Annotated in this window: 10 protein-coding genes and 1 pseudogene; 5 read left to right on the forward strand and 6 right to left on the reverse strand. The window is 45.1% G+C overall.

Annotated elements, in window-relative coordinates; translation table 11 throughout:
- Positions 1-451 precede the first annotated feature (451 nt).
- The 3 genes from JZ784_RS06460 to JZ784_RS06470 form a co-directional block, all read right to left on the reverse strand.
- The gene (locus JZ784_RS06460) at positions 452-1,915 is read right to left on the reverse strand and encodes an amino acid permease (protein ID WP_346314293.1); all 1,464 of its coding nucleotides are present in this window, start codon (positions 1,913-1,915) and stop codon (positions 452-454) included.
- Complete coding sequence (locus JZ784_RS06465) at positions 1,912-2,949, reverse strand: class I SAM-dependent methyltransferase (protein WP_346314294.1); 1,038 nt, start codon at positions 2,947-2,949, stop codon at positions 1,912-1,914. Before JZ784_RS06465 ends, JZ784_RS06460 begins: the two co-directional genes overlap by 4 nt.
- 66 nt (positions 2,950-3,015) lie before the next feature.
- Positions 3,016-4,386, reverse strand: coding sequence for a uracil-xanthine permease family protein (locus JZ784_RS06470; protein ID WP_005007834.1), 1,371 nt, complete (start codon positions 4,384-4,386; stop codon positions 3,016-3,018).
- Between the two features lie 172 nt (positions 4,387-4,558).
- Here JZ784_RS06470 and typA point away from each other — a divergent pair, with 172 nt between their 5' ends.
- Complete coding sequence (gene typA / locus JZ784_RS06475; protein WP_346314295.1) at positions 4,559-6,397, forward strand: translational GTPase TypA; 1,839 nt, start codon at positions 4,559-4,561, stop codon at positions 6,395-6,397.
- A 222-nt stretch (positions 6,398-6,619) separates the two neighbouring features.
- Complete coding sequence (gene mscL, locus JZ784_RS06480) at positions 6,620-7,054, forward strand: large conductance mechanosensitive channel protein MscL (protein WP_346314296.1); 435 nt, start codon at positions 6,620-6,622, stop codon at positions 7,052-7,054.
- Positions 7,055-7,105: 51 nt separating this feature from the next.
- Here the strand turns inward: mscL and JZ784_RS06485 are convergent, their stop codons facing one another.
- Entirely contained in the window at positions 7,106-7,798 is a 693-nt protein-coding gene (locus tag JZ784_RS06485; protein WP_346314297.1) for a hypothetical protein, read from the reverse strand.
- A gap of 150 nt (positions 7,799-7,948) precedes the next feature.
- Between JZ784_RS06485 and JZ784_RS06490 the strand changes: the two are divergent.
- Positions 7,949-8,107 (forward strand): annotated as a pseudogene (locus JZ784_RS06490) (gamma-glutamylcyclotransferase family protein); the annotation flags it as partial.
- Positions 8,108-8,176: 69 nt separating this feature from the next.
- On the opposite strand, the gene JZ784_RS06495 reads toward JZ784_RS06490, so the two are convergent.
- Together JZ784_RS06495 and mutM are read right to left on the reverse strand one after the other, a co-directional pair.
- Entirely contained in the window at positions 8,177-8,458 is a 282-nt protein-coding gene (locus JZ784_RS06495) for a peptidylprolyl isomerase (RefSeq protein ID WP_130148026.1), read from the reverse strand.
- Positions 8,455-9,309: a bifunctional DNA-formamidopyrimidine glycosylase/DNA-(apurinic or apyrimidinic site) lyase gene (mutM, locus tag JZ784_RS06500; protein ID WP_346314298.1), complete on the reverse strand. Its 855-nt coding sequence runs from the start codon at positions 9,307-9,309 to the stop codon at positions 8,455-8,457. The genes JZ784_RS06495 and mutM overlap by 4 nt, the downstream gene beginning before the upstream one ends.
- Before the next feature lie 372 nt (positions 9,310-9,681).
- Between mutM and JZ784_RS06505 the strand changes: the two genes are divergently transcribed.
- Complete coding sequence (locus JZ784_RS06505) at positions 9,682-10,947, forward strand: carbohydrate porin (RefSeq protein WP_346314299.1); 1,266 nt, start codon at positions 9,682-9,684, stop codon at positions 10,945-10,947.
- Positions 10,948-10,970: 23 nt separating this feature from the next.
- Entirely contained in the window at positions 10,971-13,070 is a 2,100-nt protein-coding gene (locus tag JZ784_RS06510; protein WP_346314300.1) for a TonB-dependent receptor, read from the forward strand.
- Positions 13,071-13,080: the final 10 nt, after the last annotated feature.

The following is a 13,080-nucleotide window of genomic DNA, read 5'->3' on the forward strand; positions in this document are numbered from 1 at the left end:
ACTGCGGGCTTTTTGCTGTGCAGATGATTTTTCAGCATGGCTTCATCAATATGGCGTTTAAACAGCGAAACAAAGCGGCAAACTAGATGCAGATGCATTGCTTCTCGGCAAATACAGCATGCAGAAGAAGGCGTTGTAATTATGCCTCGAGGCATTTTTTTGATTCAGCTGGCAATCACTCATGGATTGACGCAATAGATGAACGCGTGATTTGTAATTTGATCGTTTTTGATGCTGTGCCAGCGGCGGTATTAAAACTGTAGTGAAGTGTCAAAAAGCAATCTATTGGCTGGCCATTGTTATCGATGATCAAGGTTTCTGTTGGTACTGTAGCTGAATCAATCAGTCAGCAGGTTATGCTCTTACAGAGTGCAGATCGATTATGCTGTACATAAAAAAACAGCCCGAAGACTGTTTTTTTATAAGCGCTAAGCGTAATCCGGGAATGGAATTACTCGCGGTCAATGTTCATTGGGCGAACATCCATCGCTTGGTAAGACACCAGTTTGGCTTTGTATTTCCACTTGTAGCCTAGCCAAATCGCTAAGAATAAGAAGATGCCGATGTATGTTGAAATGACACCTAATAAATCGCCATTCAGAACGGCTTGATAGTTTTGGCCCAATACCACAATGGCACAAAGAATAAAGGCAAACCAAGGCGCGAAAGGGAAGAATTTCGCACGGTATGCAAGATCTTCCAGTTTATGGCCTTGCGCTAAATATCCTTTGCGGAAGCGGTAATGCGATACGGCAATCCCCAGCCACACAATAAAGCCGCACATGCCGGACATGTTCAGAAGCCAGTTAAAGACCGCTTGTTCGCCAATGAAGGTGGTTAAGAAGCAAAGCGCCGCAATTACCGTGGTTGCATATAACGCATTCATTGGAACGCCGCGGGCATTTAATTTGGAGAAAATTTTGGGCGCGCTGCCGTTTTTCGCCATATCAAACAGCATGCGGGTAGAGGAATACATGCCTGAGTTACCGGCAGATAAAATTGCAGTTAAAATCACGGCATTCATCAGCCCGGCGGCAAAGGCAAAACCGGCTTTTTCATACAGCAGCGTGAAAGGCGACAGCGCAATATTTTCACTGGATGCGGCTTGCAATAAGCGCGGATCATCATATGCAATCAGTGTGCCGATAATGAAAATACACACCACATAGAACAAGAGGATGCGCCAGAAAATCTGTTTGATCGCAATAGGAATGGTTTTTTGCGGGTCTTTAGATTCACCAGCCGCCACGCCGACCATTTCGGTGCCCTGAAAAGAGAAACCGGCAATCATGGCGACACCAATGAGGGCGGATAAGCCGCCAACAAAAGGCGCTTCGCCTTTGGTCCAGTTTGCAAAAACGCTGACATTAGGCGTCATCATGATTTTAAAAATCATAAAAATGCCAATCACAATAAAAATGATAATCGCCAGGACTTTAACTAAGGAGAAAAGGAACTCGCTCTCGCCAAAACCTCTTACCGACAACGCATTGATGCCAAACACGACAGCAAGGAAGATGGCGCTCCAATAGAAACCTGGAATATCGGGGAACCAGAATTTCATAATGAACTGTACCGCAACCAGTTCAAAAGCCACGGTAATAGCCCAGTTGTACCAGTAGTTCCAGCCCAGCGCAAAACCGAAGCCGCTTTCAACATACTTTGTGCCGTAAGTGAAGAAAGCGCCAGAAGTCGGGTTGTGTGTCGCCAATTCGCCCAAACTGGTCATGAGGAAGTAAATCATCACGCCAATGAGGCAGTACGCCAATAAAGCGCCGCCTGGGCCGGCATTCGCAATGGTTGCACCTGAAGCAAGGAATAAACCTGTACCGATAGAACCGCCGATTGCGATCATATTCAGATGGCGGGCGCCAAGCTTACGCTGAAGATGCGCCGGTTGAGAGGTTTCGCTCATCGTTGTTCCTTAAGATTTTTTTGAGTGCTGGCGAAGAGCACTTTGAAGCCTTGCTGATCCGTTTTTGTAATGCACTGACCAAAATTTTGCTCAATTAATACAGGATAATTTAAAAAACGGTTTGCAACGATCCACAGCTCACCGCCTGATTTCAGGTGGCGGCGCGAGGTCTTGCATAAATTTTCACTGGCATTGTAATCGGTATGTATGCCTTGATGGAATGGGGGATTGCTGACGATGGCATGCAAAAATAGCGGCGCATCTTCAATGCCGCTGACTGCCTTAATCTCAAGCTGTTCTGGCAAAAGATTATTTTTCTCAAAAGTCAGCTGTGTAGAGGCTAAAGCAAATGCATCCACATCGAGTGCGAAAATGCGGTTTTTCGGATTCAGTTTGGCTAGATAGGCGCTGATGACCCCTGCACCGCAGCCAAAATCAGCAATTTTCCCTGACGTTACTTTTGAAAGGTAAGGCAAAAGAACAGCTGTGCCGACATCCAATTTATTTTGACTGAAGACACCCGGCAGTGCGCAAATGCTCAAATCGCCATTTGGGGTAGGGACTGTATATTCCTGCACCCAGCTTGCAAGCGGCTTCAGTTCTGTACGGATGCTGCTGGTCAATTGCCACATTTGGCAATGGCGCGCGCTGTCCAGTTTAATGGCGCTGCCATAAGGCAGCAGCTGTTTAGCTGCGCGTTCCACACCGCCTTTTTTCTCACCGACTAAAAAAACAGATGAGCCAATTTTCAAACGGCTGAGCACATTATGCAGCACATAATTCAGCAGTTCTTTTGATTTGGGAACAAAGATGACCGCCTGTTCAAAATCGGCTTCAGGCAGTTCGATGCCAAAATGAATAGGGGCCTGCTGCTTCTGAAAGTACAGGGATTCGTTGTAATTCCATGTCCAAAACTGGGCATCGACCTGTGAAGGCAAATGCGCTTGCAATTCATCGCATGGCGCATTGACAAAAAGTACAGAACCCGTCAGATAATCCTGCTGCCGAAGAACCACTTCACTTCTTGGATCCATTGATTGTTACTCCTAAGTAAAAACGATGCCCAGACAATGCTGGGCGCCGTGCATACTGAAATGAAATTATTTCTTCGTTTCAGGAAGGATAATATTTAATAGCAAGGCTGCAATGCCGCCAGTAGCGACGCCGGAGCTGAAGATATTGCGGAACAGTTCAGGCAAGTGTTCTAGAATTTGCGGCACTTGCGCAACACCCAAGCCTAACGCTAATGAAATCGCAATGATCAGCAGAGCGCGGCGGTCTAAATGGATGCCTGAAAGAATATTAATGCCTGAAGCAGCCACTGCGCCAAACATCACCATGACGGCGCCGCCCAGCACTGCTTGCGGCACAGCCTGAATCACGCCTGCAACGGCTGGCAATAAGCCAAGAATGACCAGCAGCGCTGCAATCCAAATGCCGACATAGCGGCTGGCAACACCAGTCAATTGAATCACGCCATTGTTTTGCGCAAATACAGAACTTGGAAACGTATTGAATAAACCGGCAAGCAAAGAGTTTGCACCATTCACCAAGACGCCTCCTTTAATGCGCTGCATCCATTCTGGGCCATCTACAGGCTGGTTTGACAGTTTAGAAGTCGCTGTAATGTCGCCAATGGCTTCCAAAGAGGTGACCAGATAGATGAATGCCATGGGAATGAATAAGCTCCAAGAGAAGCTTAAGCCAAAGTGCATTGGTGTTGGAATTTGCACCAGCGGCGCATCTTCTAAGCCTGAGAAATTTAGATGCCCCATAAAGCCCGCAAGAACATAACCGACAATTAAAGCGATTAAGATAGCGGAGCTTTTTACCCAAGTGATGCGCACACGGTTTAGGATGATAATTAATGCTAAAACCGTACAGGACATAATTAAATTGTCTGTATTGGCGAAGGTTTTATCGCTCATGGCCTGATAGCCGCCGCCCATGCTGATGAGGCCTTCCTTAATCAGGGTCAAGCCGATTAACAGCACAACAATGCCCGTAACCAGCGGTGTAATGAGTTTCTTCACCCAGGGAAGAATGCGCGAAACACCCATTTCAATAAATGAGCCCGCAATCACTACGCCAAAAATAGAGGCCATGACAGCTTCAACAGGCGTGCCTGCCGCAACCATCGCTGAACCGATGCCAATAATTGGGCCGATAAAGTTAAAGCTGGTGCCTTGAACGATCAGCAGGCCTGCGCCAAAGGGGCCGACCTTTTTGCATTGCAAAAAAGTGGCAATGCCTGAGATCACCAATGACATGGAAAGAATCATATTGGTGTCTTCTTTGGACACGCCTAAAGCTAAACAGATCAGCAGGCCAGGCGTGACGATGGGTACAATGATCGCCAATAAGTGCTGAAATGCAGCAAGAAATGCAACAAGAGGTTTCGGACGGTCATTCAGTCCATAGACTAAATCAAGTTGATCTTTGGGGCTGGGAGATTGATTTAAATCAGACATGTGCAGGGCAAATTAAGGCAAGGTGGCGCTATTCTAATCTGATTACACAGCTTTACAAACCCAAAAAACATGCTGCTGGTCAAAAAAATGAGTCTGTCAATAAACTGTCACTACTAAAATTTATATTTTTTCTGTATAATTTGCCCTCAAACTTTAGGCGTATCGAATTTACATGTCAGATATCAAAACTCTCCGTAACATTGCCATTATTGCGCACGTCGATCATGGTAAGACGACTCTTGTAGACAAACTTTTACAGCAATCAGGTGCTCTTGGTGATCGCGCAGGCGAGATCGAACGTGTAATGGATTCGGGCGCTATTGAAAGTGAACGCGGTATTACCATTCTTGCAAAAAACACTGCGATCAAATGGTTAGATAAGCGTACTGATACTGAATACCGCATCAACATCGTGGACACCCCGGGACATGCTGACTTCGGCGGTGAAGTAGAACGTGTAATGTCGATGGTTGACTGCGTACTTCTTCTTGTCGATTCTCAAGAAGGCCCAATGCCGCAAACGCGTTTCGTAACGCAAAAAGCGTTCGCGCGCGGTTTGAAGCCAATCGTGATTATCAACAAAGTCGACAAGCCAAGCGCGCGTCCAGACTGGGTAATCGATCAAGTATTCGATTTGTTTGATAACTTAGGCGGTACTGACGAACAGTTAGACTTCCCGGTTGTTTATGCATCAGGCCTTCGCGGTGTTGCTGGTCCTTCTCCAGAAGAACTTGCAGATGACATGACGCCATTGTTCCAAACAATCGTAGACATTGTTGAACCGCCAGCAGTTGATGTTGATGGTCCATTCCAAATGCAGATTTCTTCATTAGACTATAACAGCTTCGTAGGCGTTATCGGTGTTGGCCGTATTCAGCGCGGTTCAGTTGGCTTGAATACACCTGTAACAGTGATTGATAAAGACGGCAAGACTCGTAACGGCCGTATCTTAAAAATCATGGGCTATCATGGTTTAGAGCGTATTGATGTAGATTCTGCTCAAGCAGGCGACATCGTATGTGTAACTGGTATTGATGAACTTCATATCTCTGACACCATTTGTGATCCGAAAAATGTTGAAGCATTGCCGCCACTTTCTGTAGATGAACCTACAGTATCGATGACTTTCCAAGTAAACAACTCACCGTTTGCCGGTAAAGAAGGTAAATTCGTAACTTCACGCAACATCCGTGAACGTCTAGACCGTGAATTGATTCATAACGTTGCATTGCGTGTAGAAGATACTGACAGTCCAGACCGTTTCAAAGTGTCTGGCCGCGGCGAACTTCATCTTTCAGTTCTGATTGAAAACATGCGTCGTGAAGGTTTCGAAATGGGCGTATCTCGTCCACAAGTAATCTTGAAAGAAGTCGACGGTCAAATGCAAGAACCGTACGAAAACGTAACATTTGACGTTGAAGAACAGCACCAAGGTTCTGTAATGGAACAAATGGGTCACCGTAAAGGCGAAATGACCAATATGGAAGTTGACGGTAAAGGCCGTATCCGTATTGAAGCAACTGTTCCTTCACGCGGCTTGATTGGTTTCCGTTCTGAATTCCTGACCATGACTTCTGGTACTGGTATCATGACGTCAAGCTTCTCGCATTACGGTCCAATGAAACAAGGTACTGTTGCGAAGCGTCAAAACGGCGTGCTGATTTCTATGGTTCAAGGTACTTGCCTGGGCTATGCATTGTTCACACTTCAAGACCGCGGCCGTCTATTCGCTAAACCGCAGTTAGAAGTTTATGAAGGCATGATCGTGGGTATTAACTCTCGTTCTGACGACATGACTGTGAACCCAACGAAAGCGAAACAGTTAACAAACGTACGTGCGTCTGGTACTGATGATGCGTTGACTCTTGTTCCTGCGGTTGAATATACGCTTGAACAAGCGCTTGAATTTATTGAAGATGATGAATTAGTTGAAGTAACACCGAAGTCAATCCGTATCCGTAAGCGTTACTTGACTGAAAACGAACGTAAGCGTAACCGTTCTGGTAAATAAGATTTAAAAGTGAAACTGCGCTTAAGAGCGCAGCATCATTAAAAAAAAGCCATCAAGTGATTGATGGCTTTTTTTGTTTAGAATTCGCAAAGCTGTATATTAAAGCGGATATTTTCCGAGTAAATTACAAGGAATTAAATATGCTTATACATTACAATTGGTGATGTAAATCACTTAAAAAATTTAATAAAGAATAGCATCGAATGTTGGCTGGAGATAAAGATGAGTATTGTTCAAGAATTTAAAGAATTTGCCGTAAAAGGCAATGTGATGGATTTAGCTGTCGGTGTGATCATTGGCGGCGCATTCGGCAAGATTATTGATTCCATGGTGAAAGATATCATCATGCCTGTGATCTCTTGGATACTTGGCGGTGATGTGGATTATTCAAACTGGTTCTTGGTATTGGGCGATAATCCCAATAACCTGAATACATTAAAAGCAGCGCAAGACGCAGGCTTGAATGTTTTAGCCTACGGTAATTTCTTGACCATCTTAATCAACTTCCTGCTTTTGGCTTGGGTGGTGTTCCTGCTGGTGAAAATTATGAACAAAATGCGCCGTCAGCAGCCTGCAGAGCCTGAAGCGCCAGCAGCTACGCCAGAAGATATTGAACTGCTTCGTGAAATCCGTGATGAATTGAAAAAACGTCAGTAATTGTAAATAGACAAATGCCAAACGGCACTTTATGTGCCGTTTGGCATTTTGTCAGATGCATAAACCTGATTCAAAGATATATGTTTCAGCGGCATCTAGAAATAATGCAAACTGACCTGATGGAAAGGTAACTTTTAATGCGGCGCCAATACTTTCAAATTCAGGGAATAATGTATCCAAATGATCAAAAATTACTTCGCTGTTAAAAAAAACAGTCTTTCTATCAAGTCCTGTTTTCGCATCATCCAAAGAATCGTAATATTTAAATGGAATGATGATGATTGTATTGTTTTCAAACTGTTGTTGAATCACCTGAGCTAAAAAATCATTTTTATCTTTAAAAAGTATGACAGCATCGGATAGAAATAAATACCATGCGCTCGTCTTTATATTGCCGACGACAATATCATCTGTACCTTGTTTCCGTTCCAAATATTGATTTGTTCCTTTATGAAATAAAATAAAATTTTCATTGCTTTTATATCTGTCATTTACTTCAGAGAATCCTAAAACAAATTTTAACTCAGGGTATTTTTTACTAAAAGTCGTTAAATGCAATGAATAGTTATTCCATTTAGTCTCTTGTTCTGTTTGCCCATCTAATGTGATAGCTTGCATCATTTCTTTAAATGGATCTATTAGTGGATCATCATACATTTCCTGAATAATCTTTTGTTTTTCTCTAACAGGTATTGCAAAGCGCTCCCCGAGTATTCCCAGACGATAATTATAGTAGTTTCCCATGAGTTTTTCCTATTTAGATTTTATTGTGATTGATGTTTGAATACAAAAGTGATGGTAATAGTATTTTATATATTTGTAAGTCTTAAATATATATTTAAAAAAAATAGCAATATTTATGACCGATGAGAAAGCATTCCGGCAGCATTAGTCATTAAGGATTATTGTTTCAGTACGGAAAAACTAAAGCAGCACTGGGATGCTTTGGATGAGTTTGAAGGCATGCAGTATCAGCGGGTGCAGGTGATGATTCAGCTGGAGTCCGGCGAACAGAAATCCGCATGGGTTTATGAAATGAAAAACGCAGCTTAATTGCTGCGTTGGTTTTTTTTAAGCATCGTGTTTTGACGTTTTTAAAAATATTCGGTTTGAACCGCTGAATTAATCCATTCTGAACTTAATTTCCAGCAAATGCCAGCCAAACTGGCTTTTGATTGGACCATGCAGCTCGCGTTCAGGCAGGGTAAAAACCGCTTTATCAATTGGGCCGACCAGCTGGCCTTTTTTAATGTCGCCGAGCTCGCCGCCTTTTTTACCCGAAGGACATGTCGAATGCTGTTTGGCGATTTTGGCAAAGTCAGCGCCGGCTTTGATTTTCTTTTTCAGCTGTTCACACAGGTCTTTGTCTTTGACCAAGATGTGACGGACAATCGCAGACTTCATGCTTTGCTTCCTTTCAGGGTTTTCTTGCTGGCTATTTTAACCTTTTTTAAAGGCTGGCATTGCGGACAAAATACCGATGCGCGCTGTCCAAGCTTTAAATTTTCTAAAGCCGTTTCACAGTTGATGCACATTTCACCCGCGCGGCCGTAGGCCAATAGGGTTTGCTGGAAATAGCCATTTTCGCCCATGGCGTTGCTGTAATCACGCAAGGTTGAACCGCCTAAATCAATAGCCTGTTTTAAGATGCGTTTAATCTCAATCACCATTTTTTCAACTTGCGCAAAACTTAAAGTTGAGGCAGGCTGCGCCGGATGAATGCCTAAATTGAACAGGCTTTCAGTCGCGTAAATATTGCCGACGCCGACCACAATGTGATTGTCCATCATAGCGACTTTAACGGCGGTATTTTTAGTTTTGAATTTGCTGAATAAATATTCGGCATTAAAGTCATCGCTTAAGGGCTCTGGCCCTAAGGTGTCAATGAGTTTGACCTGTGAGTCTGCATTCAGCCAAAGAATGCAGCCAAAACGCCGAGGGTCATGATAGCGCAGCTGCAAATCTTCAAACTGGATAATCAAATGGTCATGCTTGCGCAGTTCTTCATGACCGTCGCAAATTCTAAAGCTGCCGGACATACCTAAATGCCAAAGCATGCTGTCCTGCTCAAATTCAGCCAAAATGTATTTAGAGCGCCGCGTCAGCTTCAGCAGCTTTTGCCCAGCCAGCTTTTGAATATCTTCTGGAATGGGCCAGCGCAGGCTGGGCTGGCGAACCTCCACCTTTAAAACTTTTTGATCAAGCAAAGGCAGCAGGCTGGTTTTGGTGGTTTCAACTTCGGGTAATTCAGGCATTGGGTGGACAGAGCTGTGGTGGATACGCTTAATATCGGGCTGAATGGCAGGGATTGCAAGCTTCGAAATGGATGTAAAAGCTAGTGCTTTTTTGTTTTTCCTAAAAAAATAGTCTGCATAGTTAATTTTTAAAAGATATGATTGCGGCGGCTCTGAGCGACTAAAAAAATAGGAGGATAATAAGTTTCTGATAAATATTAAAATTAATAGATAGCACTTAATATTAAGTTATTAAAATTAAGAAAGTAATAACTAAAAGTTTAGCAAATGATAAAAATTTTGCAGATTAAAAATTTAACAATTATGTAATTATTCATTTAATTTCAATTTATTGAATTGAAAACATTAAGTTATTGCATTCAGGTTTTTCCAATGAACAAGTTCAGTCTAGCTCTATTGCCGGCATTTTTAATGGCAGCCATGACCCAAACTCAAGCGGCGCAGCAGCCTTTCGACACCAAAGGCCAGTATATGCTGGGCGATTGGGACGGCAAACGCAGCGAATTAGCGCAGCAAGGCGTGAAATTTGAAGCCAATATCGCAGCTGATGCGGCGTATTTGGCGGATGGCGGCCGCAACGCAGGGCATTCTGCAACAGTGGCCAGCCAGTTGTGGTTAGGCACTCAATTCGATATGGAAAAACTGGCGGGCTGGAATGGCGTGACTGTACGCGCCGTGATGACGGCGCGCCAAGGCCAAAGCACCACATTGGATGATTTGCAGGATCCTTCGGCGCCGCAGTGGGCCAATGTGCAAGCCAATTTTGGCCGCGGCAATCAAAAAAGCCGCCTGTCTGAACTGTCCATTGAAAAGAACTTTAAGGAACAAGGCATCAGCATTAAAGCCGGCCGCCTAGGTTTGGGCATGGACTTTAATGTCATGGCCTGTGATTTCCAAAGCAATGCATTTTGCGCGGCGCAAATGGGCAAATGGCAAGGCAATATCTGGATGAATACGCCGGTTTCTCAATGGGGCGGACGCGTGAAATATCAAGCGGCTCCTGAAGTGGCTGCGCAAGTGGGGGTTTATGAATACAACCCGGAAAATGCATTGGAACGCCACGGCTGGAATTTAGATACCAAAAATGCAGACGGTGTAACGATTCCTGTGGAATTGATTTGGACACCGAAATCCTTTGTGAATGGCCTGCCGGGCAGCTACCGTGTCGGCGGCATGTACAATACCGCCGATGAAGTTAAAAACCAAAAAGACATTCAAACCGGCGAGCAGCAAGACCGTACGTTTGCCGGCTGGCTGGCAGTGGAACAGCAGCTGACTTCAACGGGCGCAGGCAAACAGGGGCTGCATAGCTTTGCAAACTTTACTTGGCATGACCGCATCACCAATAAGGTGGATAATTCACAGCAAATTGGCTTGAAATATGTGGGCCTGTTTGCAGCATTGCCAAATGACTATATTGGCTTGGGCCTAAACCGTGTGCATGTGAATGACCGTTTTTCTGAAGGCAAAGCGCAATATGACGCGCATGCTGAATACAATATTGAACTGAATTACAGCTACAACCCAGCTAAATGGCTCATGCTGCGTCCAAATTTACAGTATGTGGTTAACCCAGGTTCTACAAACAAAGTTGATGATGCCTTCTTAATTGGTTTAAGCTCTAAAGTTACATTTTAATGAGCTGAAAAGCAGGTGACCTGATGACAAGTAAAGCGTTGAATCTTCCTATGCAAATGACTTTACTTGGACTGACGGCAAGCATCTGCCAAAGCCTATATGCAGAAACAGGTTCTACGGAACCTGTTTTGCTTCCCGTCATTAAAATAGAAGCTGCCCGGACAGACACCGCTTGGCTGAATACACCGGCTTCTGTTTACCGCATAGAGCAAAAGAATCATCAAAATAATATCGGCGTAAATTTAACCGAAACCCTGCAAGGTGTTCCGGGACTGCAATTAAACAACCGTGAAAATTATGCGCAGGACCTGCAGCTGTCTATGCGCGGCTATGGCGCGCGCTCTACCTTTGGCGTACGCGGCATCCGCTTATATGTCGACGGCATTCCAGCGACCATGCCGGACGGCCAGGGACAGACTTCAAATATTGACCTCAGCAGCCTGGATCATATAGAGGTGCTGGGCGGGCCGTTTTCGTCGCTGTATGGCAATTCTTCCGGCGGGGCGATTTTGACCAGTACGAAGCAGGGTGAAGGCAAAGACTCGATTGAGCTGGGCTATTCCGGCGGCAGCCACAATAAAAGCCGCGTGGATGTGGTCGCGCAAGGCGGCGCAGACAAGGCCAATGAGCCGAGCTATGTGGTCAGTTCATCATATTTTGATACGGACGGCTACCGTGAACACAGTGCCGCTCAAAAAGTCTTGAGCAATGCCAAACTCACGTGGGACTTGGAAGATGGCTCTAAGGTTAACTGGATTGTCAACCATGTGGATATTCATGCCGATGATCCGCAGGGCTTGACCCGCGCGCAGTGGCAGGAAAATCCGAAACAGCAAGTGCCCTTTTTAAAGCAGTTTGATGTGCGCAAGGACATTACTCAGACGCAGACAGGCTTGATCTGGAGCAAGCTGCTGAATGATCAAAATGAGCTGTATGCCATGGCCTATGCTGGGCAGCGGGATGTGGTCCAGTATCAGTCAATTCCCAGCAGCACACAGGCCAATCTGCGCCATGCGGGCGGTGTGATTGATTTTAGCCGTGATTACTACGGGGCAGATCTGCGCTGGACGGGCAAAGAACTCCTGCCGAATACCCGCTTTACTGCGGGTTTGGCTTTTGACTCTATGGATGAAGACCGCAAAGGCTATGAAAACTTTGATGCCGGCGGAAATTATGGTGTGAAGGGCAATTTGCGCCGTGATGAAAATAATACCCTATGGAATCTAGATCCATACCTGCAAGCCTCGTGGAACTTCCTGCCGGCTTGGACTTTAGATGCCGGCCTGCGCTACAGCAATGTGCATTATGAATCAAAGGATCATTATATTAAGGCCGGCAACGGTGATGACAGCGGCAAAACCGACTATGACAAAGTCTTGCCGTCGGCAGCTTTAAACTGGGCCATCACACCCAATGTCAGCAGCTATATCAGCTATGCCAAAGGCTTTGAAACGCCCACCTTTACGGAGATGGCTTATTCAGCCAACGATGGTATGAATTTCAATTTGCTGCCTGCCAGCAGTGACAATTATGAATGGGGTGTTAAAGCGCAAAATGCATGGGGCAATTTCACGGCGGCGGTTTTCCAAAGCAAAACACAGAATGATATTGTTTCCGCAGGCACGATTGATGGCCGCGCCACATTTAAAAATGCCGACAGGACTTTGCGTGAAGGGGCAGAGCTGTCTTGGAATAAAACCCTTTGGCGTGATTTGAGTACACAAGCCAGCTACAGCTACATTAATGCTGAATTTGACGGCAATACTGCCGGTATTCAATCCGGCGCTAAAATTCCCGGCATTGCCAAAAACCAAGCGTTCGCTACATTAGGCTGGCAGCCGGAAACAGGATTTAACGCAGGCGTAGATGTGCGCTATATGGATAAAGTCTATGTCGATGATGCCAACAGTGACGCTGCGCCAAGCTATACCGTAGTTTCCGCCAATGCCGGCTATGTGTGGAAGCAAGCGGATTGGAAAGTGCGGACGTATGTAAGGGCTGACAATTTATTTGATGAAACCTATGTCGGCTCTGTCATTGTGAATGACGGCAATGGGCGCTTTTTTGAACCTGCGGATGGATTGAACTGGAGCGCAGGATTGAGTGTCACCAAAGCATTTTAATTAAAAACAG

Source organism: Acinetobacter sp. CWB-B33 (assembly GCF_039655955.1).
GTDB lineage: Bacteria > Pseudomonadota > Gammaproteobacteria > Pseudomonadales > Moraxellaceae > Acinetobacter > Acinetobacter bouvetii.

Bases quoted from the DNA above. Each gene is read 5' to 3' on its own strand.
- JZ784_RS06460 (WP_346314293.1), bottom strand. From the start codon at position 1,915: ATGAGCGAAACCTCTCAACCGGCGCATCTTCAGCGTAAGCTTGGCGCC.
- JZ784_RS06465 (WP_346314294.1), bottom strand. From the start codon at position 2,949: ATGGATCCAAGAAGTGAAGTGGTTCTTCGGCAGCAGGATTATCTGACG.
- JZ784_RS06470 (WP_005007834.1), bottom strand. From the start codon at position 4,386: ATGTCTGATTTAAATCAATCTCCCAGCCCCAAAGATCAACTTGATTTA.
- typA (WP_346314295.1), top strand. From the start codon at position 4,559: ATGTCAGATATCAAAACTCTCCGTAACATTGCCATTATTGCGCACGTC.
- mscL (WP_346314296.1), top strand. From the start codon at position 6,620: ATGAGTATTGTTCAAGAATTTAAAGAATTTGCCGTAAAAGGCAATGTG.
- JZ784_RS06485 (WP_346314297.1), bottom strand. From the start codon at position 7,798: ATGGGAAACTACTATAATTATCGTCTGGGAATACTCGGGGAGCGCTTT.
- JZ784_RS06495 (WP_130148026.1), bottom strand. From the start codon at position 8,458: ATGAAGTCTGCGATTGTCCGTCACATCTTGGTCAAAGACAAAGACCTG.
- mutM (WP_346314298.1), bottom strand. From the start codon at position 9,309: ATGCCTGAATTACCCGAAGTTGAAACCACCAAAACCAGCCTGCTGCCT.
- JZ784_RS06505 (WP_346314299.1), top strand. From the start codon at position 9,682: ATGAACAAGTTCAGTCTAGCTCTATTGCCGGCATTTTTAATGGCAGCC.
- JZ784_RS06510 (WP_346314300.1), top strand. From the start codon at position 10,971: ATGACAAGTAAAGCGTTGAATCTTCCTATGCAAATGACTTTACTTGGA.